General features: G+C 70.6%; 20 protein-coding genes. 8 read left to right on the forward strand and 12 right to left on the reverse strand.

Annotated elements, in window-relative coordinates:
• Nucleotides 1-3 precede the first annotated feature (3 nt).
• A complete protein-coding gene (locus JJ691_RS01855) occupies nucleotides 4-765 on the reverse strand; it encodes an NYN domain-containing protein (protein WP_211767053.1) in 762 nt (253 codons plus the stop codon).
• 94 nt (nucleotides 766-859) lie between these two features.
• On the opposite strand from JJ691_RS01855, the gene JJ691_RS01860 reads away from it, so the two are divergent.
• Nucleotides 860-1,444 (forward strand): hypothetical protein, encoded by a 585-nt coding sequence (locus tag JJ691_RS01860; RefSeq protein WP_211767054.1) that lies wholly within the window; start codon nucleotides 860-862, stop codon nucleotides 1,442-1,444.
• 183 nt (nucleotides 1,445-1,627) lie between these two features.
• Here the strand turns inward: JJ691_RS01860 and JJ691_RS01865 are convergent, their stop codons facing one another.
• On the reverse strand, nucleotides 1,628-2,023 hold the full coding sequence (locus JJ691_RS01865; protein WP_211767055.1) for a hypothetical protein: 396 nt from the start codon (nucleotides 2,021-2,023) through the stop codon (nucleotides 1,628-1,630).
• A 93-nt stretch (nucleotides 2,024-2,116) separates the two neighbouring features.
• Nucleotides 2,117-3,457 (reverse strand): glycosyltransferase 87 family protein, encoded by a 1,341-nt coding sequence (locus JJ691_RS01870; RefSeq protein WP_211767056.1) that lies wholly within the window; start codon nucleotides 3,455-3,457, stop codon nucleotides 2,117-2,119.
• 195 nt (nucleotides 3,458-3,652) lie between these two features.
• Between JJ691_RS01870 and JJ691_RS01875 the strand changes: the two genes are divergently transcribed.
• The 5 genes from JJ691_RS01875 to JJ691_RS01895 all read left to right on the forward strand — a co-directional run bounded on the left by JJ691_RS01875 (nucleotide 3,653) and on the right by JJ691_RS01895 (nucleotide 10,090).
• Nucleotides 3,653-5,932: a WS/DGAT domain-containing protein gene (locus tag JJ691_RS01875; protein WP_211767057.1), complete on the forward strand. Its 2,280-nt coding sequence runs from the start codon at nucleotides 3,653-3,655 to the stop codon at nucleotides 5,930-5,932.
• On the forward strand, nucleotides 5,929-6,792 hold the full coding sequence (locus JJ691_RS01880) for a DMT family transporter (protein WP_211767058.1): 864 nt from the start codon (nucleotides 5,929-5,931) through the stop codon (nucleotides 6,790-6,792). The genes JJ691_RS01875 and JJ691_RS01880 overlap by 4 nt, the downstream gene beginning before the upstream one ends.
• 37 nt (nucleotides 6,793-6,829) lie before the next feature.
• Nucleotides 6,830-7,534: an SDR family NAD(P)-dependent oxidoreductase gene (locus JJ691_RS01885; RefSeq protein ID WP_211767059.1), complete on the forward strand. Its 705-nt coding sequence runs from the start codon at nucleotides 6,830-6,832 to the stop codon at nucleotides 7,532-7,534.
• Nucleotides 7,535-7,840: 306 nt separating this feature from the next.
• A complete protein-coding gene (locus tag JJ691_RS01890) occupies nucleotides 7,841-9,082 on the forward strand; it encodes a tetratricopeptide repeat protein (RefSeq protein ID WP_249227620.1) in 1,242 nt (413 codons plus the stop codon).
• Complete coding sequence (locus JJ691_RS01895; protein ID WP_211767061.1) at nucleotides 9,083-10,090, forward strand: tetratricopeptide repeat protein; 1,008 nt, start codon at nucleotides 9,083-9,085, stop codon at nucleotides 10,088-10,090. It begins immediately after the preceding gene.
• A 6-nt stretch (nucleotides 10,091-10,096) separates the two neighbouring features.
• Here JJ691_RS01895 and hpnH read toward each other — a convergent pair whose 3' ends face one another.
• From hpnH to hpnC, 7 genes are read right to left on the reverse strand one after another with little or no spacing between them, the layout of a single operon-like run.
• Nucleotides 10,097-11,107: an adenosyl-hopene transferase HpnH gene (hpnH, locus tag JJ691_RS01900; protein ID WP_211767062.1), complete on the reverse strand. Its 1,011-nt coding sequence runs from the start codon at nucleotides 11,105-11,107 to the stop codon at nucleotides 10,097-10,099.
• On the reverse strand, nucleotides 11,104-11,643 hold the full coding sequence (locus tag JJ691_RS01905; RefSeq protein ID WP_211767063.1) for a hypothetical protein: 540 nt from the start codon (nucleotides 11,641-11,643) through the stop codon (nucleotides 11,104-11,106). Before JJ691_RS01905 ends, hpnH begins: the two co-directional genes overlap by 4 nt.
• Entirely contained in the window at nucleotides 11,636-13,468 is a 1,833-nt protein-coding gene (shc, locus tag JJ691_RS01910; protein WP_442912584.1) for a squalene--hopene cyclase, read from the reverse strand. The genes JJ691_RS01905 and shc overlap by 8 nt, the downstream gene beginning before the upstream one ends.
• Complete coding sequence (locus JJ691_RS01915) at nucleotides 13,465-14,472, reverse strand: polyprenyl synthetase family protein (protein WP_211767065.1); 1,008 nt, start codon at nucleotides 14,470-14,472, stop codon at nucleotides 13,465-13,467. The genes shc and JJ691_RS01915 overlap by 4 nt, the downstream gene beginning before the upstream one ends.
• On the reverse strand, nucleotides 14,469-15,794 hold the full coding sequence (gene hpnE, locus JJ691_RS01920) for a hydroxysqualene dehydroxylase HpnE (protein WP_211767066.1): 1,326 nt from the start codon (nucleotides 15,792-15,794) through the stop codon (nucleotides 14,469-14,471). The genes JJ691_RS01915 and hpnE overlap by 4 nt, the downstream gene beginning before the upstream one ends.
• Nucleotides 15,791-16,648, reverse strand: coding sequence for a presqualene diphosphate synthase HpnD (gene hpnD / locus JJ691_RS01925; RefSeq protein WP_211771221.1), 858 nt, complete (start codon nucleotides 16,646-16,648; stop codon nucleotides 15,791-15,793). The genes hpnE and hpnD overlap by 4 nt, the downstream gene beginning before the upstream one ends.
• 11 nt (nucleotides 16,649-16,659) lie before the next feature.
• Nucleotides 16,660-17,550: a squalene synthase HpnC gene (gene hpnC, locus JJ691_RS01930; protein WP_249227622.1), complete on the reverse strand. Its 891-nt coding sequence runs from the start codon at nucleotides 17,548-17,550 to the stop codon at nucleotides 16,660-16,662.
• 276 nt (nucleotides 17,551-17,826) lie between these two features.
• Between hpnC and JJ691_RS01935 the strand changes: the two genes are divergently transcribed.
• Together JJ691_RS01935 and JJ691_RS01940 are read left to right on the forward strand one after the other, a co-directional pair.
• Entirely contained in the window at nucleotides 17,827-18,984 is a 1,158-nt protein-coding gene (locus JJ691_RS01935; RefSeq protein WP_211767068.1) for a serine hydrolase domain-containing protein, read from the forward strand.
• 32 nt (nucleotides 18,985-19,016) lie between these two features.
• Nucleotides 19,017-20,234, forward strand: coding sequence for an MFS transporter (locus JJ691_RS01940; RefSeq protein WP_211767069.1), 1,218 nt, complete (start codon nucleotides 19,017-19,019; stop codon nucleotides 20,232-20,234).
• 165 nt (nucleotides 20,235-20,399) lie between these two features.
• On the opposite strand, the gene JJ691_RS01945 is transcribed toward JJ691_RS01940, so the two are convergent.
• Both JJ691_RS01945 and pcp read right to left on the reverse strand, forming a co-directional pair.
• Nucleotides 20,400-22,397 carry an NPCBM/NEW2 domain-containing protein gene (locus JJ691_RS01945; protein ID WP_211767070.1) on the reverse strand — a complete coding sequence of 666 codons (1,998 nt, stop codon included), beginning with the start codon at nucleotides 22,395-22,397 and terminating at the stop codon, nucleotides 20,400-20,402.
• Nucleotides 22,398-22,480: 83 nt separating this feature from the next.
• The gene (gene pcp, locus JJ691_RS01950) at nucleotides 22,481-23,113 is read right to left on the reverse strand and encodes a pyroglutamyl-peptidase I (protein WP_211767071.1); all 633 of its coding nucleotides are present in this window, start codon (nucleotides 23,111-23,113) and stop codon (nucleotides 22,481-22,483) included.

The raw sequence follows: 23,113 nt of genomic DNA on the forward strand, positions 1-23,113 counted from the left end.
CGGTCAGGCCCGGCGGCGGTCACGCACGTAGACCGTCGACGACTTGCCCTCGCCCGAGCTACGGCGGTTGACCTCGAACAACGTCGTCGCCGTGACCAGGTCGCTGAGCTTGGAGTAGCCGTAGGTGCGGGAGTCGAAGTCGGGGCGCTGCTTGGTGACGATGTTGCCGACACCCGACAGCGACGCCCAGCCGTCATCGTCCGACGCCGCCTCGACCGCCCCACGCAGCAGCGCCACCAGCGTCGAATCGCTCTTCAGCTGCGCCGCCGTCCGCCGCGTCGCCGGCGTCTCCGCCGGCGCCTCGGCGGTCTCCTCGGCGTAGGTCAGGTTCTCCACGTAGATGAACTTGTCGCAGGCCGCGACGAAGGGCTTGGGCGTCTTGCGCTCGCCGAACCCGTACACCGTCAGGCCCGACTCGCGCAGCCGCGCCGCCAGGCGGGTGAAGTCCGAGTCGCTGGAGACGATGCAGAACCCGTCGAAGCGGTCGGAGTACAGCAGGTCCATCGCGTCGATGACCATCGCCGCATCGGTGGCGTTCTTGCCCGTGGTGTACGCGAACTGCTGGATCGGCTGGATCGACTGGGCCAGCAGGTGGTCCTTCCAGCCCTTCAGGTTCGTGCCCGTCCAGTCCCCGTAGGCCCGCTTGACATGAGCCGTGCCGTACTTGGCCACCTCGGCCAGCAGGGCCTCGGTGATCGACGGCTGCGCGTTGTCCGCGTCGATCAGCACCGCCAGCTTCGCGGCGTTCTCGCTGGTCCCGGTCATCCGGTCTCCTCCGTCGTGCCCTGTCTCAATATGCGACATCCGCCCGCCCCGCGCCGATCTAGCCTGGACGTCCGAGCCCAGGCAGGAGCGTCTCATGACCACCGAGTCGAGCCCCCCGACCACCGTGCGCCGGATCGCCGGCCCCGCCGCGTCCGCCCTCGCCGACCTCGTCGCCGTCTTCGACGAGCTGCAGACCGTGCTCCGCTGCTGCGAACGGCTGGTGTCCGAGCTCGCCGCCGACCCCGCCGACTCCGTCGTCCTCGAGGGCGTGTGGACCACCGTCACCCTCTCCTACGCCCGCTGCTTCGCCGACGGCCGGCTCACCGACGAGGACGTCAACGGCCTGTCCCTCAAGGGCGAGGTCCTCGAATGGCACAAGCTGCTTCGTCGCCTTCGTGAGCACTACGCCTCCGAGACCCTCAACCCCCGCGCCCGCTTCGACGTCGGCGCCGCCGCCGGCCCCGACGGCCAGGTCGCCGGCATCGCCATCACCTCCGTCGACCAGGCCGTCCTCGACGACCTCACCGTCCGCCAGACCGGAGCCCTGGCCTACGAGCTCACCCGCCTCGTCGACCAGCGGATCAACGACCAGCAGCAGCAAGTCCTCACCGCCGCCCGTGCTCTCCCGCCCCAGGACCTCGCCGCCCTCCCCCTCATCGACCTGGCCACCCCCCACTAACCCACGCGAGTCCCGCTCAGCGTCACACCGAATTGCGGTTTCAGGCATTTGGCCGTGATTGACGCTTCCATTCCAACGCTTTCCGGAAGCTCACCACTCACCGGTTGAGCTCCACAGCCATCCGGAGCCAGGCCTCTCAGGCGGCTTCGACGATGATCGCGTACGTGCTCACGAGGCTCACCTTCAACGGCACTGGTCGGCTCCGAGCAGTTCGCGGTCGGCCGCGAGCGAAGCCAGTTCGTCCACCTGCTCCGGGGTGAACACGACGACGATCTGCTGATCCGCCGGCAGCAGCAGGTAAAGCTCCATCGGCAGGCGTTCGGCCCGGGGGTTCACCCACCACTGGTGCGGATGCACGCCCAGCAGCCAGTCGCCGTAGTGCGGGTGGCGGCAGGGGACGCCGAGGCTGTCGCCTTCGCGGAGGGCCTCGACGAGGTCGTCGATGTGCCGGCCACGGACGGAGACGGTGAACACGGCGGCGTCGCCGAGCTGGATGGTGGCCACCCGCTGCTGGCGGCCGTGCCGGATGGTGGTGACGACGGGGGTGCCGTCGGAGAGCCGGCCGGGAACGGTGAACATTGTTGCCCCTCAAAGGGTTCGAATGCCGTGGGCTATTCGAACCCTTCGCGGGCAAGGGGCCTCGCGGCCCGTGCGCCGGGCTTGGGACCGACCTTAGCGGCTCGCCACCGGATTCCGGTTGTCGATCACCCCGTCGGTTGACGCGACAACCTTCGAACGGCGTAGGTGCACCAGGGTGAACACGGCGGTCACCAGGTAGGCGATGAGGTACTCGTTGCGGGTCACGATGTCGCCGGGCCAGTCGATCATCCAGATGCCGGTGCTGGCCCGCGCGGTCGGGTCGTGCACGGGCCAGCTGACGGGCCAGGCGAACGCGGTGATCAGCACGTACGCGGTGAGCACCCACATGGCGGCCCGGCCGGTGGTCAGGGCCCGGTGCAGGGCGAAGACGAACAGCGGCACGAACCAGACCCAGTGGTGCGACCACGAGTAGGGCGACACGGCGGTGGAGCACAGGCCGACCAGGCTGACGGCCAGCAGCTCCTCGCCCCGGCGGTGGGCCAGGACGGCGGCGGCGAGCCCGAGCACGCCGATCACGGCGGCCAGCAGGACCCAGATGTTCTGGGTGGCCTCGGGCGGGGACACCAGCCGGGCCAGGAAGCCGCGCAGGGTCTGGTTGCCGGTCGACCACACGTCGCCGACCCGGGCGACCTCGCTGAACTTCTGCCTCACCCAGTACGCGTACGCGTCGGCGGGCTTGAGCACGAAGCCCAGCGCGATGGTGCCGACGAAGCTCGCGGTGGCCACCCCGGCCGCCTTGAACTGCCTGGTCAGCAGCAGGTACGGGATGAAGATCAGCGGCGTCAGCTTGATGCCGGCGGCGATGCCCACGCCGATGCCGGTCCAGTTGGACTTGCGGGTGCGCAGCAGGTCGGCGACCACGATGGCCAGCAGCAGCACGTTGATCTGCCCCAGGTACAGCGTGGTCCGCACCGGCTCGAACATCAGCGCCAGCGCGGTGCCCAGCAGCACGACGCCGACGGCCGCCCGGTCCCGCCGGTAGCCCATCCAGCGCCAGCACCGCGCCACCGCGAACAGCAGCAGGAGCACGGTCACGACGCTGTAGACGATCTCGGTGCCGACCAGCGGCAGCAGCGCCAGCGGGGCGAAGATGATCGCCGCGAACGGGGTGTAGGTGAACATCAGGCTGGCCACCAGCGGGTGGGCGTACAGCGACTGCCCGTCCAGCACGGTCAGGCCGCCGGCCCGGTACACCTCGAGATCGATCTGCATCCACATGCCGACCGGCCAGATGACCGTGCACACCGCGAACCACGCCAGCACCGCCACGATCACCCACGGTGTGGCCCGGCGCAGCCAGACCGGCACGGTCAGCGGCCGAGGTTGATGACACTGTGCGCCCTCGGTCGGGGTCGGCAGGAAAGAGTCGGCGACCCGCGTCCAGAATCCGCGGGTGGTCTTGACGTCCGACACTGCGCTCCTTCGTGAAATGCCCACGATCGGGCGCTTGACCAGCCAGTTCGGGGATTGCCTTTCACGGTAACACGGGCGGCCGGCGCGACCGCCGGTGCCCCGGATCGGCGGTGACTACCAACAGTCACCGCATCGGTTGGCGTCATCCGATAAGTCGTGTGGCGCGGCCGGGTCCGGTGAGCCAAGCTGATCACCGTGTTGGACTCGGCGACACCACGACGGATCCTGATTCTGTCCGCCGACATGGGCGAGGGCCACAACGCCACCGGCCGTGCGCTCCGCGCGGCCGCGGGCCGGCTGTGGCCCGATGCCTCGACGCACTGGCTGGACACGCTCGACGTGATGGGCCGCGGCGTCGGGCCGGCGTTCCGCCGCATCTACGTCACCAACGTGGAGCGCACTCCCTGGCTGTACGAGTTCTTCTACAACTCGGTGTGGCGCTACCGCTGGTTCGCCACGGCCTCCAAGCGGTTCGTGGGCGAGTGGGCCGGCCGGCGGCTGGCCGCGCGGATCGACCAGATCCAGCCCGACCTGATCCTGTCCACGTACCCGCTGGGCACGGCCGGCCTGGACTGGCTGCGCCGGCACCGCGGGCTGGAGGCCCCGATCGGCGCGTGGGTGTCGGACTTCGCGCCGCACCCGTTCTGGGTGTACCAGGGCATCGACCTCAATCTGGTGATGCACGAGGTCGCCGTGCCGGTCGCGGCCCGCAGCGCGCCCGGTGCCACGGTGGCGATCTCCGCGCCGACCGCCGACGAGGTCTTCCGCCCCGGTGACCGTGCCGCCGCGCGGGCCGAGCTGGAGCTGCCCCAGGACACGTTCGTGTCGCTGGTGGCCTGCGGGTCGCTGGGCTTCGGCCGGTCCGAGGACACGGTGCAGGAGCTGCTGGTCGGCAATCCGGACGGCCTCGTGGTGGTCGTTTGCGGGCGCAACGAGCGGCTGCGGGCCCGGATCCGCGCCGCGATCGGCGACGACCCCCGCGTGCGGATTCTCGGCTGGACCGACCAGATGTCGACGCTCATGGTGGCCGCGGACGTGGTGGTCACCAATGCCGGCGGGGCGACGTCGCTGGAAGCTCTCGCAGTCGGTCGGCCGGTGCTCATGCATCGGCCGATCGCCGCTCACGGGCGGGCCAACGCCCAGCTCATGGCCGACGCCGGCATCGCCGTGGTGTGCCGGCGGGACGGCGAGCTGGCTGAGGCCATGCGGGACCTGCCGCGGCTGGCCCAGATGGAGCAGTTGGCGTTGAAGCAGGCCGACGAGCGGCTGGTGGAGGAGGGCTTGCTGGCCCTGAACTCCACCCGGCCCGAGCGGCTCGGGCGGGTGCTGTCGGCCGAGGACTCGCTGTTCGTGCACATCGCGTCGCCTCGGGTGCCGCAGCACGTCGGCACCATCATGGAGATGTCCGGCGAGGTCAGCGTGGATGACGTGGCGGGCATGCTGGACGCCATGCACGGCGTGCGCGGTCACGTCGACCCCGGTTCGTGGCTGCGGCGGCCGCGATGGACGCAGGACGAGGCCGTGGAGGCCAAGGCTCTCGTGTCCGAAGTGGACGGTGTTTCGCTGCGGGAGGCCGTGGATTCCTTCTACGCCAGGCCGTTGCCGGCCGGAGCGACCGCCGAGGCGCTGATCGTGCACGGCTCGTCGCCGGCGGTGCTGATCAAGCTGCACCACGCCCTCGGCGACGGCGTCGCCGTGCTGCGCGGGCTGCTGGGCGGAACCTCGGGCAAGGGCAGGGCGTGGGCGAGTCCCGTCGGGCATCAGGTCAGCCACAAGTTGCCCCGGTTGCGGCTCAAGGGTCTGCTGGCGCTGGCCCGGGCCGGTGCGGTGCCGCGCGGGCCGAAGTTCGGGGCGTCGCGCCGGCTCGGTCTGGTCAAGCTGCCCGGGGCCGAGGTGCGGGCCACTGCCCGGGGCCTGGGCGTCACGCCGACCGAGCTGCTGTTGGCCATGTTCGCCCTGGCCTACCAAGGGGATCGGCTCCGGGTGATGGTGCCGTGGTCGCTGCGTGGCACCGACACCCTGCGCGCGGCCGGCAACTGGACCGGGGCTCTGTCCGTCGACCTGCCCGTACAGGAGACGGATCCGTTGCGGTGCCTGGAACTCGTGCGTGACGCGCTGCGGGCCGGTGTCGAGTCCGGCGCACCCGAGGCGGCGAACTTCGTCGTGCGGCTCATCGGTCTGCTGCCGGCGCCCGCGCACCGGCTGCTGGCCCGGCTGGTGTACCAGTCGCGGTGGTTCGGCGCCATCGCCTCCGTGATTCCCGGACCGCGATGGCAGGTTTTGTTGGGCGGTGCGGAGATCGAGGCCGCTTACGCGGTGCTCCCGCTCGCCGAGGGCGTCTCCATCGCCTGGGGCGCTTTGACCTGGGGACCACATGTGACCGTCTGCGTGACCGGGGGCGGCGCCGTCGACGGCTCGTCGCTGGCCGAGCGGATGGTCGACGCGTTGCGGGAGTTCTCAGGCAGGACACCATGAACCTGATCATCGCCGTGCCAGCTGCCGTCGGAGGTGCTGCCTTCTTCGGTCTCACCAGTGCCCTGCAGCACCGGGCGACCCAGCAGGTGCGGCGGCGGGAAGCCCTGGAGCCGGGGCTGCTCGTCGACCTCGCTCAACAGCGGGTGTGGCTGCTTTCCTTGGTGGCCAACGCCTTCGGCGTGATCCTCCAGTGGGTGGCCCTCACCACCGGGCCCCTGGTCCTGGTACAGCCACTGCTCGTCACCGGCTTGCTGTTCGGTGTGCTGTTCTCCGGTTCCTTCGACCGGGTAGTGCTGCTCGGCGCCGGTCTCTGCGTCGCCGGGCTCGCCGCCTTCCTCCTGGTCGCCCAGCCGTCCGGCGACAGCACGGGAATGACCCTCGGCGCCGTGCTGCCCCTGGCCATCGGCCTGGCCGCCATCCTGGCCATTTGCCTTGCTGTGGCCGCACATCGCCCCGGCAACACCCGCTCCCTGGCCCTCGCCGTCGCTGCCGGCGTGCTCTACGGCGTCAGCGCCGGGGTGGCCAAGCTCGCCGCCGAGCAGCTGTCCCAGGGCATCCTCGTGCTGCTCACCCACTGGCCCATCTACGCCGTCGCTGTCTGCGGTCCGATCGGCTTCCTGTTGAGCCAGAACGCATTCCAGGCCGAACGGGCGCTGGCGCCGGCCCTCGCCGTGATCACCATCCTGGACCCCCTCGTCGGCATCGGCATCGGCATCCTGTGGCTGGGGGAGGATCTGCGCAGCGGCGTCGGCCCCGTGATCGGCCAGGTCCTCGCCCTGCTCGCCCTGTGCGCCGGCGTCTTCGTCCTCAGCCGCCGCGCCCCGCAAACCGTGGCCAAGGAAGCGGAATGCCCGCGATGACCAGCACCCGCCGGCTCACCGTCAGCAAGGAGATCCCATGCCTGCCGTGACCGGCATGCGTGCCCTGGTCACCGGCGCGTCGTCCGGCATCGGCGCCGCCACCGCCGACGTGCTCGCCGCCAAGGGCGCCACCGTGCTGCGCACCAGCCGCACCATCACCGGCCCCTCCTCCTTCGCCTGCGACCTCGCCACCGGCGTCGACCCCCTGGTCGCCTGGGCCGGCGACGTCGACTTGCTCGTCCTCAACGCCGGTCTCGGCCACGCCGGCCCCTTCGCCGACATGCCTCCGGCGCGGATCCCCGAGCTCTTCACCGTCAACGTCGTCTCCCAGCTCCAACTGGCCCGCGCCCTCCTGCCCGGCATGCTCGCCCGCCGGCGCGGCCACATCGTGCTCGTCTCCTCCATCGCCGGCGCCATGGGCGTTGCCGACGAGGCCGTTTACTCCGCCACCAAGTCCGCCCTCCGCGCCTTCGCCGACGCCCTGCGCCTGGAGGTCCGCACCGTCGGCGTCACCGTCATCCACCCCGGCGTCATCGACACCCCGTTCTTCGACCGTCGCGGCACCCCCTACACCCGTCGCCGCCCCCGTCCCATCCCGCCCGTCGATGTCGCCGAGGCCCTCGTCGCCGCCGTCGAACACAACCGGCCCGAGATCTTCGTCCCCTCCTGGCTCCGCTTCCCCGCCCGCCTCAACGGCGTCCTCCCCGCCCTCGTCCGCACCCTCCAACGCCGCTTCGGGTGATTGCGTTGTTCGGCCGCTTCTGATCTGGATCTGGTCCGTCTGGCCCTGGAGGTGGAACGGCCCGCACCGCAGTCGTGAGCGGTGCGTTCGAATTCCGTATTGGCAGGGTGTCGCCCGGGTGGGCGGCACCCTGCTTTTCGTTACCGGATCGACCGGATGAGCGTGGCGTGGCACCGGGTTCGCTATCGGTGACGTGCCCGGCGAAATGGGGTTTTCGGCTGTTGCGTCCGTGATCGGGGCAAACCCTTGCGGTGATCGGCGGGATAGACTGGTGGGAACCTTGCGCGTAGGGGAGGGGCCCGAGTGGTGGACACGCCGTTGATCCGGAGTCTGCGTGCGGCGGTGGAGGCGGTGCCCGGGGATGTGACGTTGCGGTTGCACCTGGCTGAGCAGCTGCTGGCGGTGGGGGACGCGGAGGGGGCGGCGGAGCAGGCGGCGACGGCGTTGCAGCACGATCCGGCGTCGCAGGCGGCCCGGGCAGTGTTGGGGCGGGCGTTGGGAGCGCCGGGGGAGCAGGTGCGACAGCCTCAGCCGGTGGAGGCCCAACAGGAGTCGGGCGGAGAGCCGGAGGAGCCTGAGGGGAGCCAGCCTGACGAGGCCGAGGCCGAGCCGGAGAAGGTGGAGCCGGTGCCGGTGTTCGACTGGGCCGCCGCTGAGGAGGATCTGGGGTTCCTGGACGTCGAAGAGGGTCGGATCACGTTGAAGGACGTGGGCGGCCTGAAGGCGGTGAAGGAGCGGCTGGAGGCGGCGTTTCTGGCGCCGATGCGGAATCCGGAGCTGCGCAAGCTGTACGGGAAGAGCATGCGCGGCGGGCTGATGTTGTACGGGCCGCCGGGGTGTGGGAAGACGTTCGTGGCGCGGGCGGTGGCGGGGGAGCTGGGGGCGAAGTTCATCTCGGTCACGTTGTCGGATGTGCTGAACATGTACATCGGGCAGTCGGAGCGGAATCTGCACGAGATGTTCGAGACGGCCCGGAGGAACGCGCCCTGTGTGCTGTTCCTGGACGAGATCGACGCGCTGGGGCAGAAGAGGAGCCAGCTGCGCTCCTCGGCGATGCGGGGCACGGTGAACCAGCTGCTGGTGGAGCTGGACGACGTGCGGGACAGCAACGAGGGCGTCTTCGTGCTGGCGGCGACGAACCACCCGTGGGATGTGGACTCGGCGTTGAAGCGGCCGGGGCGGTTCGACCGGACGTTGCTGGTGTTGCCGCCGGATCTGGAGGCGAGGCAGGCGATCCTGGCCTACCACCTGAAGGACCGGCCCACGGAGGGGATCGACCTCGGGAAGCTGGCGAAGCGGACGGACGGGTACTCGGGGGCGGATCTGGCGCACGCGTGTGAGGCGGCGGCGGAGAAGGCGTTGCTGGACTCGGTGCGCAGGGGACAGACCCGCATGATCGGCATGGCGGACCTGGAAGAGGCGCTGAAGGAGATCAAGCCCTCGACGGTGCCGTGGTTCTCGGCGGCCCGGAACGTGGCGATGTTCGCGAACGAGGGCGGGACGTACGACGAACTGCTCGCCTACCTGAAGAAGCACCGGCTGGCCTGAATGGACAGCATCGGCCGGGCCCGCACGCTGATCGACCTGGGCCGACACGAGCAGGCCAGGGTGGAGCTGGGCAAGGTCCTGGCCGACGACCCGGCCTCGACGGAGGCGTGGTGCCTGCTGGCCCAGTGCGAGCAGAAGGCGGGCGACGTCAACGCGATGCGGTACGCGGCGGGCCAGGCGCTGGCGTCCAATCCGGACAGTGAGTGGGCGCACCGGCTGCAGTCGCTGGCGCTGCACAAGCTCGGCCGCCATGAGGAAGCGATCGAGGCGGCCAGGGAAGCGGTGCGGCTGGCCCCGCACCAGTGGCAGCAGTACGTGGTCCTGGTGACGGCGATGATCCCGAGGCTGGACCTGTACCGGGCCGAGGCCACGTGGGCGGCGGACCGGTCGGTGGAACTGGCGCCGCAGCATGCGGAAACGCACCTCACGCGCGGGGTTCTGGCCGGGGCGCAAGGGAATCTGGTGGATGCGGAGCGGAACTACCGGGAGGCTCTACGGCTCGACCCGGAGAACGCGGCGGCCCGCAACAACCTGGCGACGATCCAGTTGCGCGGCAATGACCTGGAGGGGGCGACCGCGGGCTTCGCGGCGGCGCTGGCCGAGAACCCGCGGCTCCAGGTGGCTCGGGACAACATCGACCTGGTCTGCCGGCGGATCCTGCGCGGCGCGCGGCTGGCCGCCCAGGCCGTCTTCGTCGGGGCCGCCTTCATCACGCTCAGCTCGGAAGGTGGCCCCGCGCTCCCCGCGGTGGTGGCGGGACTGCTGGTGGTGTTCTGGGCCGTGATGGTGGCCAGGCTGGTCCGCCGCTTGGCCAAGCCGGTCCGCGCCCACCTGCGCAGCCAGCTCCGTCACGAGCGCCGGCACATCCCGATCATGCTGGTCACCGCGGTCTACATCGCCGCCGCGCTGGCGGCCGCCTGGATGCCGGTCCAGCTGGTGACCAGCGGCATCCTGGCGACCGTGGTGTACATGGTCAGCGAACGGCTCCGGCGTCCGAAGGCCGCCTGAACGAGGTCAGCGGCCGACGGCGGCCCGCAGGGACTGCTTGAGCGAGCCGAGCGTGGCGAGCACGGCGGTGGGTTCGTAGCCGCAGTGCGCCATGCAGTTGGCGCAGCGCGGATCCTTGCCGCGGCCGTAGGCGTCCCAGTCGGTTTCGTCGATGAGCTCCCGGTACGTCTTGGCGTAGCCGTCGGACATCAGGTAGCACGGCTTCTGCCAGCCCAGCAGCGAATAGGACGGGATGCCCCACGCGGTGCAGGAGAAATCGACCTTGCCCTCGAGGAAGTCCAGGAACAGCGGGGAGTGGTTGAGGCGCCAGCGCCTGCGCCGGCCGTCGGCGAAGGCCTTGCGGAACAGCTCCCTGGTCTCCTGCACGCCGAGGAAGTGCTCCTGGTCGGGGGCCTTCTCGTAGGCGTACGCGGGGGAGATCATCATCTCGCTGACCTGGAGGTCGTCGTTGAGGTAGTCGAGCACCTCGATGACGGTCTGCGGCGTGTCGGTGTTGAAGAACGTGGTGTTGGTGGTGACCCGGAACCCGCGCTTCTTGAGCTCCTTGACCGCCGCCACGGCCTCCTCGAACACACCCTGTTTGGCCACGGACTCGTCGTGCCGCTCCTGGAGCCCGTCGATGTGCACGGCGAAGGCGAAGTAGCGGGACGGCTTGAAGTCGAACTTGTCGATCCATTTGCGCAGCAGCACGGCGTTGGTGCACAGGAACACGTACTTCTTGCGCCGGACCAGCTCGTTGACGATCTCGTCGATCTGCGGGTGCATGAGGGGCTCGCCGCCGGCGATGGAGACCATCGGGGCGCCGCACTCCTCGATGGCGTCGATGGCCCGCTGCACCGGCATGCGCTGGCGCAGCAGATCGTGCGGCTGCTGGATCTTGCCGCAGCCCGCGCACTTGAGGTTGCAGGCGAACAGGGGTTCCAGCTCCACGATGAGCGGGAACTTCTCGCGCCGGCGCAGCTTCTGCCCGAGCAGGTAGCCGGCGATTCGCAGGCTCTGGTGCAACGGCATGTTCACTGGTGGACCTCTTTCGCGTTCGACTCCGCCCAGTGCCGCAGCACCGGGCCGATAGCGGCGAGGCGGCGCAGCGCCGCGATGCCGCCGCCGAGGGTCGCCGGACCCAGCAGGGGCCGGGACGGCGTGTCGACGATCGCCCGCACCACGGCGTGCGGTCGGTCGCCGGCGAGGGCGAGCAGGCCGGCGGACTCCATGTCCACGGCCAGCGCGCCGGTACGGGCAGCCAGCTCCGCGCGTTCGGCGGAGCCGACGAGGTGGTCGCTGAACGCGACAGCACCGTGGTGCACGACAAAGCCGTTGCCACGCAACGACAACGCCAGGGAACGGTCGTCGACGACGAGGTCGCCGGGGTTCAGCCCGTCGACCAGCGCCCCGGCCAGACCGGCCACGACCAGGGCGGCGCCGGCCGGCAGCGCGAGCCGGGACGGGTGGCGAACACCCATCCCGACCGCGGTGACCGGCACGCCGCGCAGCCCGCGCCGCAGCGCGAACCGCTCGATCCGCAGCGCGGTGGCGACGACCAGGGGATCAGCCATCGAGATACCGACCAAGGGCCGTCAGCGGGAAAACCAGGCGGTACAGGTGGTAGTTGATGTAGAAGTCGCCGGGGAAGCCGGTGCCGGTGAACTGCGGCTCGTCCCACGTGCCGTCTTCCCGTTGCGTGGCGACAAGCCAGCGCACGCCCCGGTCGGTGACGGGCCCGCGCTCGCCGGCGGCCAACAGTGCGAGCAGCGCCCACGCGGTCTGCGACGCGGTGGAGTCGCCCCGCCCGACCCACGACTTGTCCCGATAGGACCGAAGGTCTTCACCCCAGCCGCCGTCGGCGTTCTGGTGCTGTTCCAACCACGTCACGGAGCGCTGGATCGCCGGGTGCGCGGTCGGCAGGCCGGCGGCGATCAGCGCCGGCACCACGGCGCCGGTGCCGTAGATGTGGTTCGCACCCCACCGACCGAACCATGAGCCGTCGGCCTCCTGGTTGTCCAGCAGCCATTTGACGCCCCGCTGGGCCGGCTGCATGCCGGACAGTCCTTCGTGGGCCAGCATCTCCACCACGTGCGCGGTGACGTCGGCCGACGGCGGGTCGATCACCGCGCCGAAGTCGCAGAACGGCAGCTTCTCGGCCATCCGCCGGGTGTTGTCGGCGTCGAACGCGCCCCAGCCGCCGTCCCGGGACTGCATGCCGACGGTCCACTCCACGGCCCGCTGCACCGCGGGCTCGTCGGGGGCCATTCGCCGCAGTGCCAACACGATCTCGGCGGTGTCGTCCACGTCGGGGTAGTTGTCGTTCTCGAACTCGAACGCCCACCCGCCCGGCGGCAGCGACGGCCGGCGCACGGCCCAGTCGCCGCGGACGGTGACTTCCTCGTCCAGCAGCCAGTTCCCGGCGCCTTTCAGCGTCGGATCGTCCGGCGGCACACCGGCGTCCAGCAGCGCGGTGACGGCCAACGCCGTGTCCCACACCGGGGACTGGCACGCCTCCAGCCGGCGGGACCCGTTCTCCTTGATGGTGAACGACTCCAGGCCGTCGAAGGCCTTGCGCAGAACCGGATGGTCGAGCGGATAGCCCCGTAGGTGCAGCGCCAGAATGGAATACACCCACGGCGGCTGGATCCCGCCCCACCCGCCGTCGGCCTCCTGCCGGGCCAGGATCCACTTGATGGCCTTGCGAATGCAGTAGGCCCGCAGTGGTTTCACCGGCAGCTTGGCGTGCAGGTGCAGCACCTTGTCCAGCCGCTGGAAGAATCCGGCCCAGCTCAGCGCCGGCTCGAACGGCTCGGCCGGCCTGCCGGTCCTCAGCTCGGCGACCGAGATCCCCAGCGGCCGCACCGGCCGCATCGAGCCGACGATGGTCAACGGCACCACGGTCTGCCGCGCCCAGCAGCCCCAGTCGTAGATGTTGAGCGGGAACCACTTGGGCAGCAGGATCATCTCCGGCGGCAGCACCGGCAGCCGGTCCCAGGACCACTCGCCGAACAGGGCCAGCCAGATCCGGGTGAACACCCGGGTCTTCTCGATGCCGCCGTTGTCCAGCACGAACTGCCGGGCCTTGACCATGTGGTCGGCGTCGGCGGGATCGCCGGCCAGCTTCAGCGCGGTGTACGCCTCGACGGTGGTGGACAGCTCGCCCGGCCCGCCGTAGAAGGTGGCCCAGGTGCCGTCGGCGCGCTGCTGGGACCGGATCCAGTTGGCGGTCTCGGCGGTGCCGACCGGCTCGCGGATGCCGAGGAACTGGCGCATCAGCATGTCCTCGGCGTCCATTGTGACGTTGGTTTCCAGCTCGCCCTTCCACCACCCGTCGCCGTCCTGCAACGACACCAGGTGGTCGATGGCTTTCTGCTTGGCCAGGGCCACATCGCTCACCGATCGCGCTCCGCCACGAAGTGCGTGATCTGCCACAGAGCCTCCCGAATTTCTTCAGGCGCGCCGACGGCGTCCAGACACTCGCCGGCGGCGGCCACCTGCCGGTCGGCCTCGGCCTCGGCCCAGGCCAGGCCGCCGGCCTGCTCGATGAGCCGGGCGAACTCGGGCAGTTCCTCGTCGGCGGGCGTGCCCTCGACGAGGTACCGCGCCGCGAGCTCGTCGCCGGCCGCGGTGCCGGACGTCAGCGCGGCGACGACCGGCAGGGACTTCTTGCGCACCTTGAGATCCGCGAGCACCGCCTTGCCGGTCACCTCCGGCGCGCCGCAGATCCCGAGCAGGTCGTCCACCAGCTGGAAGGCCAGCCCGAGGTGCATGCCGAAGCGGGCCAGCAGCTCCACCCGCTCGGCCGGGGCCCCGGCCAGGATGGCGCCGATGGAGGCGGCGCAGCGCATCAGTGCGCTGGTCTTGCCGTTGGCCATGTCGACGCACTCGTGCAGCGTCACGTCGCGACGGCGCTCGAACTCCAGGTCCTTGCTCTGCCCGGCGATCAGGTCCTGCACGGCCAGGGTGACGCTGTCGGTCGCGGCCGGCGAGGCAGCCGGCTGAAGCACCTCGACGGCCAGCGTGAGCAGCGCGTCGCCGGCCAGGATCGCAGCCGGCACACCGAAAAGCTTCCACGCCGTCGGCCGGTGCCGGCGTTCGACGTCGCCGTCCATCACATCGTCGTGCAGCAACGAGAAGTCGTGCACGAACTGCACCGCGACCGCGCCGGGCACGCCCTGCTCGGCGGTGCCGCCGGCGGCCTGTGCGGACAGCAGCGCCAGTGCGGGCCGCAGGGCCTTGCCGCCGCCCTTGGCGGTCGGGTTGCCGGCCTGGTCGATCCAGCCGAGGTGGTAGCTCACCACGTTGCGGATGGACGGGTTGAGCGTGTCGACCGCGCGCCGCATCGCCGGCTGGACCAGATCGGCGGCGGTGGTGACCGGCCGGGGCAGCGTCGCGGTCACCGGGCCACCTCGCTCACGGTGGCGGGAAGCTGCTCCGACAACAACCTTGCCGCGTTCTGTCCGCTGCGCACGGCGCCCTCCATTGTGTCTGGCCACCCCGTCGCGGTCCACGCGCCCGCCAGCACCAGTCCGGGCGTGCCGGTCCGTTGCGCCGCGCGGCGTCGGCCACTGCCCGGCTGCTGCCGGAAGGTGGCCGTCCGTTCCTTGGTGACGAAAAAATCGGTGGGAACCTGCCCGGCGGCTCCGGGCAGCACCCGGGCGATCTCCGGCAGGAACAGCTCCCGCAACCGCGCCACGGGCAGGTCGATCCACTCGCTCGCGGCCGACACCGACACGGCCAGGTACTGGCCCTGCGTCAGCCCCGACACCGAGGTCCGGTCGAACGCCCACTGCACCGGTGATCCGACCACCGCGAGGAACGGGAGGTCGGTCACGCGCCGCGGGAAGATCACGTGCACGTTGAAGATGGGGGAGTGGCCGAGGTCGTCGGTGACGGTGTCGGGCAGCAGCCTGGCGGCGGCGTCGGCCGACGTGGCCACCACCACCGCGTCCGCGGCCAGGGTGTCCTCGCCGGTGACGACCTCGAAACCGTTGTCGGCCCGGCGAATCTCCTTGACCGCGGCGTGCAGCCGAACCTGGGCTCCGTGGGCCCGCAGGTAAGCCAGGGCCGGCTCGCCGTGCAGTTCGGACAGCGGCACGGCCGGCACGCCGATGTCGCAGTTCTCGCTGCGGTCGAGCAGACCGGTGCGGAACACCTTGGCCGCCAAGGCCAACGAGGCTTCGTCGGCGTCGCAGTTCAGCGCGGCCACGGTGATCAGGTTCCACAGCGCGGAAATGGTGTTGTCGTTCTGCCCGTGCGCCCGCAGCCAGTCGCCCAGGCTCTGCTCGTCCAGCCGGGGATCATCCGGGTCCAGCCGCCGCATCGCCGGAACGGCCCAGGCCGCGCGCACCCGGTCCACGGGAGACAGCAGCTTGTACGTGGCCAGCGAGCCGAGCAGGTGCAGCGGCGCCGGCAAAGCGGTGCGGGACAAGGAACCCAGCCGGCCGTCGGCTCCCTGCACCGGGATGGTCATCCGCGGCTGCATCTCGATGTGGTGAGCAACGCCCAGTCTGCGCAGGAAGTCCAGGTAAGCGGTGTAGCAGCGCAGCAGCACGTGCTGTCCGTTGTCGACGACGAGATCGCCGCGGCTGAAGGAGAACGTGACGCCGCCGAGCCGGGCCCGGGCCTCCACCAGGGTGACGGCCAGGCCGCGGTCGGCCAGTTCGCAGGCGGCGGTGAGGCCGGCCAAGCCGCCGCCCACGACAACCACCCGCGCCGTCACGGCCGCGACCCGGCCAGCGAACGGGCCGCCACCAGGACTTTCTCCCAGTCGGGCAAGGATGTTCGGGAACTGCGCACCAGCCACGGCCGGGTCATCATGCGGGCCAGCAGCCGATGGTAGATGCCGGCCATGGCCGCGCAGCAGGCCCGGCTGCGGCCGTCCAGGCGGGGCAGCAGCCGCAGGCCGACGGTGTACCACTCCTCGGCCCGCGCGCCCTGGTACTCCAGCAGCGCGGTCAGCGCGTCCTCGTTGTCCACCAGGTTGCCGTCCGCGTCGAGGTCCAGCGTGCAGCCGAACCGGCGCAGATCCTCGGCCGGCAGGTAGATCCGGCCTTTGCGGCGGTCCTCCAGCACGTCCCGCAGGATGTTGGTCAGCTGCAGGGCGACGCCGAGCGCGTCGGCCAGTTGGGAGTCGCGGGCCTGGTCGGGACTGCCGAACACGGCCAGCGACAACCGTCCGATCGAGCCGGCCACGCAGCGGCAGTAGTGCCGAAGGTCCTCGAAGTTCTCGTACGCCGTGCCGAGCACGTCGGCCTGGCAGCCGTCGATCAGCTCGTCGAAGGCGCCCAGCGGCAGGCCGAACCGCAGCGTCGCGTCGTTCAGCGCGACGGCGACCGGGTCGTCCCGGAGATCCGCGAGATTGTGCAACCTTTCACGAACTTCGTTCAGCCCAGCCAGGCGCTGCTCCGCGGGCGCGTCGCCGTCGCCGATGTCGTCGACGATGCGGGCGAAGGCGTAGACCGCGGACAGCGCGCGGCGCTTGAGCGGCGGCAACAGCCTGATGCCATAAGAGAAATTCTTGGCCTGCTCGCCGGTGACGTGCTCACAGTGGTCGTAGGCGGCCTCGATCGTCACGGACAGCGCGGTCACCGGCCACCGCCGAGCGACCGTGCGAGTTCGGCGACTGTGCGGGATTTACGTGGCCGTGGCGTGGTTGTCAGCACATCGAAACGCGCGTTGACTATCGCCGCGGCGGTGGCCCGCCCGCCGGCAACGTAGCCGGCGACGGCCAGCCGGGCCAGTCCGCGCAGCGTGCCGACGATGGCGGCGCCCTCGTCGAGCAGCCGCAGCGTGCGCTGGGTCTCGAACGCGATCAGCGCCCGCACCTCGCGATTCGCCTTGCTGGCAGCCAGATCCTGTTCCCGGACGCCGAACCGCTCCAGGTCCTCGGCCGGCAGGTAGATCCGGCCGTTTCGCCGGTCCTCGGCCACATCCTGGAGGTGCTCCAGCACCTGCAGCGCCGAGCACACCTGGTCCGAGAGCGCCGCGCGTTCCGGTGACATCGCGTCGAACACGTGCAACACCAGGTGTCCGACCGGATTGGCGGACAGTTCGCAGTAGCCGAGCAGGTCGTCGAAGGTGCGGTACCGCTTGACTTGTTGGTCGCGGCGGTTGGCCTGCACCAAACGGTCGAACGGGGTGCGCGGGATGCCGCACTCGTGCACGGTCACGGTCAGTTCGGCCCATAGTCGGTCGGTCGCGACGTAGCCGGCGTAGATCCGGTCGATATCGCGTTCGACCTTGTCCAGCAGGGCATTCCGGTCGCCGGGGGCCTCGTCGCCGATGTCGTCGACGAGGCGGGCGAAGGCGTAGACGGACAGCAGCCGACGCCGGATCCGGGGCGGCAGCAGCAGGCTGGCGACGGTGAAGTTCTCGCTGCCGGCCCGCCGGTGCAGCGCCGCGACATCGGGGCTGGCAGGGGTGGGCGGCTGGGGCAGGGATGTAGTCCAACTCGGCCGGGCAGGCGTGTCGACCACGGGGTCCTCCGGTGGTGCTCGCGGAGTAGCAGTGTCGAGCGCCGGTCGTGGTGCGCCGATCCCGGTGCCCCGGTGGGCCCGCCGACGGCCGGTGTCCCCATACGGTGATCCACTGTGGGAATCTTCGCAACCTGAATCAACACCATGAGACCTTTTCGGGCCATCGCCGAACGCGCCGTCGTCGCGTGCCGGTCCCATGGTTGAGATCCAACCGACCAGTCGGTATGTTGTTGCGCCAGCAATAGCCGTATCCGATCGAGCGAGGATGTGGTTGGTGTGGCGGCCTTCAGCGTGGATGGCACCTGTGACCCGGCATTCGCCCCGGTACGAGACGTTCTGGCAGCTCAACTGGCCGACGGCCGGCAGCTCGGCGCGGCCGTCGCGGTCCGCGTCGGTGATCGGGAAGTCGTGGACCTGTGGGGCGGGCACGCCGACCCCGACCGCGCCAAGCCGTGGCTGGCCGACACCGTCGTCAACATCTGGTCTACCACCAAAGGTGTGGTCGCGCTGGCGTTCCACATGCTGGTCGACCGCGGGCTGCTCGATCCGGACGCGCCCGTTCGGAAGTACTGGCCGGAGTTCGCGAACGACAGCGTGTTGGTGCGACACCTGCTCTCGCACCGTGCCGGCCTGGCCGCGTTCCGTGAGCCGACCACCGCCGAGGAGCTGGCCGACTGGAACTTGATGATCACTCGGCTGGCGGACACCCGGCCGTGGTGGGAGCCCGGGACGGCGTCCGGCTACCACGCGCTCACCTACGGTTTCCTTGTCGGTGAACTGATCCATCGGGTGACCGGGTCGTCCGTGCGGGACTTCGTACACCGCGAAGTGGCCGAACGGACAGCGGCCGATTTCCGGATCGGACTGTCTCCGGCGGACAACGGCCGCGCCGCCACCCTGGTGCAGCCGCCGCCCGCGGACCCCGCCGCCTTCCAGGCGATGTTCGCCCAGCTCAATCCGGTGGCGCTGGCCGTGCTGACCAATCCGGTGGTGGGACCCGACCAGGGCAACTCCGCCTACTGGCGGGCCGCGCAGATCCCCGCCGCCAACGGGCATGCCACGGCCCGCGCGGTCGCGACGCTCTACGGCGCGTTCGCCTCCGGCGGTGTCGCCGGTGGACAACGGCTGCTCGGGGCCGCGCAGGTGGAACGGGCCCGTGAGGGGCAGGGCTCCGGTGTCGACCTGGTCATCGGCGACGCCGGCCTGGGCGGCCGGGAAACCGAACTGGGCCTGGGCCTTTGGCTGTCCGGAGCGGACGGCCACTACGGACCCAATCCCCGCGCGGTCGGCCACGACGGCTTCGGCGGCTCGTTCGGGCTGGCCGATCCCGAGGCCGGCCTGGCCATCGGGCACGTGATGAACCTGATGGGCAACGTCATCGCCGACGACCCGCGCAAGATGGAGCTCATCGCGGCCGTCTATTCCTGCCTGTGAAAATCACTGGACCCCGCTGACATGCTCACGGAGTGTTCGCTGATCTGTTGCGCCACCGCAGTTTCCGCTGGTTGACGCTCGGACGGGGGATCAGCTTCGTCGGCAACGCCATGGCGCCGATCGCGCTGGCCTTCGCCGTGCTGGACCTGACCGGGTCGGTCGCCGACCTCGGTCTGGTGGTGGCCGCCCGCTCCGTGGCCAACGTGGCGTTGCTGCTGGCCGGCGGCGTGCTGGCCGACCGGCTGCCGCGCGCGGTGGTGTTGCAGGGATCCAGTCTGGGCGCGGGAATATCCCAGGCGCTGGTGGCGTCACTGGTGCTGACGGGAACGGCTTCGGTGCCGCTGCTGGCCGTGCTGGGCGTGGTCAACGGCGCGCTGTCGGCCGCCTTCCTGCCGGCGTCCAGTGCGCTGACACCGCAGACGGTGCCGGCGGATCTGTTGCGCACGGCCAACGCCGCGTCCCGGATGACGCGAAGCGTGGCGATGATCGCCGGCGGTTCGGTAGCCGGCGTGCTGGTGGCCGCGGTCGGACCGGGGTGGGGCATCGCCGCCGACGCGCTGGGTTTCCTGCTGGCGGCGGTGTGTTTCATGCGGGTGCGGGTCGCCGAGCCGGCCCGTGAGCGCTCGCACGTGCTGGCCGATCTTCGGGACGGCTGGACCGAGTTCACCGGCCGGACCTGGCTGTGGGTCGTGGTGGCGCAGTTCCTTTTTGTCAACGCGATCAACGCGGGCGGGCTCCAGGTGCTCGGTCCGGCCATCGCCGACCAGACGTTCGGCCGGACCGCCTGGGGCCTGGCCCTGGCCGCCGAGACGGTTGGGGCGTTGGTCGGCGGGTTCGTCGCCATGCGCTGGCAGCCCCGGCACGCGCTGGCCGTCGGCGTCGCGCTGGTCGTCCTGGACGCCGGGCCGCTGGTCGGGCTGGCGGTCGCGCCGACGGTGGTGGTGATGGTGGTGACGTTGGCGTTGACCGGCTTCGGCATGGAACAGGCCGGCATCGCGTGGGACGTCTCGTTGCCGCACCACATTCCCGCCGACCGGCTGGCCCGGGTCTACTCCTACGACGCCGTCGGCTCCTTCATCGCCATCCCGCTGGGGCAGGTGGTCGCCGGCCCGGTCGCCGCGGCCATCGGCACCCAGTCGGCCCTGCTGGCCGGAGCCGGGATCACCGTGCTGGCCACCGTCGCCGCCCTCGGCAGCCGTTCAGTGCGAACGCTCTCTTCAGTTCCGCGAGTCCCGCTCTCGGGCAACTGAGTTACCGGTTTGGGGCGGGGTCTTTTCGGGCGTGACAGTTGCCGATAGCACGAGTCCCGCTCTCGTGTCACAGCGAGTCCCGTCCTCGGGACAGTCGCAGCGTGGTTGCGTCGACTGGTGGGTCCCGAGGACGGGACTCGCTTGCCCGAGAACGGGACTCGCGGATTAGCAGGTGATCTGGGCGTTGGCCCAGTCGGCGTGGTCGTTGGTGTTGCCGTCGCCGCCGTCGGTGACGATCAGGCGGAGCAGGCCGGCGCCGGTGACGTCGGCGTGCAGGGACTGGGCGGGGTCGCCGCGCTTGATCAGGCCGGTGTCGGCGACCTTGTTGCCATCGGCCCAGATCTCGAAGGTGACGGAGCCGGCGCCGGTCTTCTCGTCGTCGAGGCCGACCGTGGCGGTGACGGCGGAGCAGTGGCCGGCCGGGTAGTAGGTGATGGTGCTGGGGGCGTTGACGCCGAGGCCCTTGGCGTAGGTGACGCCGCCGAGCGTGATCGGATGGCCGTCGCCGGCCTTGGACTCGCCGTTGCTGGTGTTGCGTTCGACCGGCCCGTAGCCGTTGTCGGCCGACAGCCACGGATCGTCGCCGAGGCCGGTGGTGCCGGCGGTCAGCGGGGCGGCGACCGAGACGGTCAGATCATAGTCCGAAGTGGACTTTCCAGGGTAGTAGGTTGTGCTGACATGCAAGGGATAGCTGCCCGGCGGCGTGTCGGCGGGGGTGCTGACAGACCACTTGGTCGACACGTCGCGGCCGGCCGGCAGCACCGGATGGAACGTCGGTGACGTGGCTTTCACCGTCCAGCCGGCGGGGCCGGTGAGCTTGACCTCGCCGAGAAGTCCAGGCAGGACACCGTCATTGGTGGTCGTGGTGGTGAGAGTCGTGGTGGTGCCGGGCTGGACGAGCGCCGGCGCGCCGGGGTAGGGGAGCGGCAGGTCGGCGCTGGTGTGCACGGCCGGCGGGTTCGACCACCAGGCGCCGCCGGCGTGCACGCGGAACATCGCCGTGCCATGCGCGGGAACGGTGGCGCTGATCTTGCCGGCGGTCTCGGTGGTCTTGTGCGACCACAGGTCGTTCAGCTGGTAGCCCAGCGCCTTGGGCAGGCCGACGGCCGCGGCGGTGGTGCTGATGGTCGCCGGTGTGCCGTTCTCGTTGAACAGCGCGACGGCCCGGTCGCCGCCTGCCAGCGGCTTGCTGATCACATGCAGACCGTTCGCATTGGACAGTTCAGTTCCCTGGACTCCCAAGGGATCCTGGTCCACCGCGATGACGTCCTTGTTGGTCAGGATGGCCATCGTAGCCGGCGTGGCCTTGCGGATGTCGCTGCCGATCAGCAGCGGCGAAGCCATGATCGACCAGAGGCTGAAGTGGCTGCGGTACTCCGTGTCGGTCATGCCGCCGTTGCCGACCTCCAGCATGTCCGGGTCGTTCCAGTGCCCGGGGCCGGCGTACTGGCCGAGCTTGATGTTGGCCTTGAAGATGGACAGCATCTTCGCGTACGTGTCGTTGATGTCGCCGGTGGTGCGCCACGAGTTGCCGACGCTGGTGGCCCAGTTCCACGGCTGGTTCTGGCCCCACTCGCACAGGCTGTACAGGATCGGCCGCCCGGTGGCGGCCAGCGCGTCCCGCATCGCGGTGTAGCGCTGCACGGCGTCGACGCCCTGGTTGTTGCAGTTGTCGTACTTGAGGTAGTCCACGCCCCACGACGCCCACAGCGCCGCGTCCTGCTTCTCGTGGCCCAGGCCGCCGGGGAAGCCCGCGGTGTTGCAGGTTTTGGTGCCAGCACTGGAATACAGGCCGAACTTCAGGCCCTTGGCGTGCACGTAGTCGGCGACGGCCTTGATGCCGTCGGGAAAGCGCACCGGGTCGGGCACCAGGTTGCCGCCGGCGTCCCGGGCCGGCAGCGCCCAGCAGTCGTCCAGGTTGACGTACTGGTAGCCGGCGGCTTTCAGGCCGGAGGAGACGAACAGGTCGGCGATGCCCTTGACCATCGTCTCGTTGAAGTCGCCGCTGCAGTGCGTGGCGTTCCAGTTGTTGAACCCCATCTGGGGGGTGCGCGCCAGACCGTTGTCCAACGCGACGGCGGCGGGGGCGGTGACCAGGGCCAGGCCGGCGGCCGCGGTGGCCGCCGCGACCCCGAGCGCCGCCAGCCGTAACCGGACAGACATCGGACCTCCTCGTTGAGTGGGCGGCAAGGCCCATCACACAAGGATCGTCAAACCGGCACAAGAAGACGAAAGTCCACTTTACGTCAGTGCAGGGTGCCGCCGGTGACGGCCAGATCATCGGAGGTGTCGACGCAGGTCCGGGTGAGGACGGCCAGCCCGTCGGCGATCGCCCGCAGCGGCAGCGAGGGCGCGTCGGGGACGGCCATCTCGCTGCTGTACGGCACGTGCACGAAGCCGCCGCGCAGCCCCGGCCGCTCGGTGGCGATCAGGTGCATCAGGCCGTAGAACACGTGGTTGCAGACGAAGGTGCCGGCCGTGTGCGACACCGCGGCCGGCAGGCCGGCGGCCCGCAGCGCCGCCACCCCGGCCTTGACCGGCAGGCCGGTGAAGTAGGCGGCCGGGCCGCCGTCGACGACGGGCTCGTCGACGGGCGACCGGCCGCTGTTGTCGGGGATCCGCGCGTCGTCCAGGTTGATCGCCACCCGCTCCGGCGTGATCGCCTCCCGCCCGCCGGCCAGCCCGACGGCGATCACCAGGTCCGGGTCGGCGGCCTCGACCGCCTTGCGCAGCACCGTGACCGAGGCGTCGAAGCCGCAGGGCAGCAGCTGCTTGACCAGGTTCACCCCGGGCACGTCCGCCAGTTCGACCGCGTCCCACGAGGGGTTGGCGGCGTCCCCGCCGAACGGCTCGAACCCGGTCAGCAGCACTGTGGTCAT

The organism is Kutzneria sp. CA-103260, from assembly GCF_018263855.1.
GTDB lineage: Bacteria > Actinomycetota > Actinomycetes > Mycobacteriales > Pseudonocardiaceae > Kutzneria.